This window comes from Marinobacter sp. EN3, assembly GCF_000475315.1.
In the GTDB taxonomy this organism is placed as follows: Bacteria; Pseudomonadota; Gammaproteobacteria; order Pseudomonadales; family Oleiphilaceae; genus Marinobacter; species Marinobacter nauticus.
On sequence record NZ_AXCC01000105.1, the window covers coordinates 1 to 1,037 of the forward strand.

The following is a 1,037-nucleotide window of genomic DNA, read 5'->3' on the forward strand; positions in this document are numbered from 1 at the left end:
GTGTGATGGCCGGACGCTTACCCTTTTTCGACTTTTTCAAATATTACTCATGCTAACCATTTGAATGACTGCTGTAAGAACTTGTCTGCATTTTCAGCGACTATTTCACCATGAGCCATAACCAACAGTTGCGGCTTCCAAGACAACAACCTATCGAGGTGTTTCCGTGCGTCTGCTTTACCAAACATGAAGCTTAAACGCCAGTCCAAAGGCATCTTCCCATTAGGGGCAAGTATACCAACACCCTTAGCCACTACCCGTTGCCAGTAGTTAAAGTCCTGACCAGAAAAGTTCTCAACCAGGTCAGTAACAATCAACGTTCTTGAACTGCTATGGTAAAACACACATTCTTCCATTAATGGAGAACCAGAAAACAGTTCTTGTTCAATGTCTGGGGCCCAAGCATAGCCTTTCGAGTTATCAAGCGAGGCATGAAACGAGATATCGCTACGCTTTTTAATCACTTCGTTGGTGCCATAGACTTCTGCGTTCGGATAGGCGGCAACCCATGAAGATAAGAACAAGTGGTGTAAATGATTGGGTGCAATTAGATATTTTACACAGCCTAAACTGTCAACTTTCTCTGTAACTGATTCAGATAATTTGATTGGGCTATGAATCCACAGGTCTCCACTGGAAAGTCTAACTGAGGTGGACCCCATCAGTTGGACAGCCTGAAGGTGCAGTTAAGCTCTGATCCGGCTGTATTCCCGGCTCAAGCTGCCAGGGTCATGGGTTGTTGGTAGTACACCTCATCCGGTGTTTGGTAATCAAGGGTTTGGTGGTACCGGGTCTGATTGTAATGCCGGAAGTACCGGTGGAGCGCCTGCTTCAAGTGGCGTCCATCCTCGAAGGCTGTGAGGTAGACGCACTCGTGCTTGACGCTGCGCCAGAGCCGTTCCACGAAGATGTTGTCATGATAGCAGCCCTTGCCGTCCATGCTGATCCGAATGCCATGCTCCTTGAGAGCGCCTGTGAAGGCCTCACTGGTGAACTGGGCACCTTGATCAGTATTGAGTCGCCCCTGCAAAAACGCC

Annotated in this window: 2 protein-coding genes; both read right to left on the minus strand. The window is 48.2% G+C overall.

Features of this window, described 5'->3' with window-relative positions:
• Positions 1–47: 47 nt before the first annotated feature.
• Positions 48–662: a DUF4336 domain-containing protein gene (locus tag Q675_RS0119525; protein WP_031211971.1), complete on the minus strand. Its 615-nt coding sequence runs from the start codon at positions 660–662 to the stop codon at positions 48–50.
• Between the two features lie 53 nt (positions 663–715).
• Positions 716–1,037 (minus strand): integrase core domain-containing protein (locus tag Q675_RS37650; protein WP_023012314.1); only part of this gene is annotated, 322 nt, incomplete at its 5' end.

What these genes read in the sequence shown, in the direction of transcription:
- Q675_RS0119525 (WP_031211971.1), bottom strand. Translation starts at nt 662, where the DNA reads ATGGGGTCCACCTCAGTTAGACTTTCCAGTGGAGACCTGTGGATTCAT.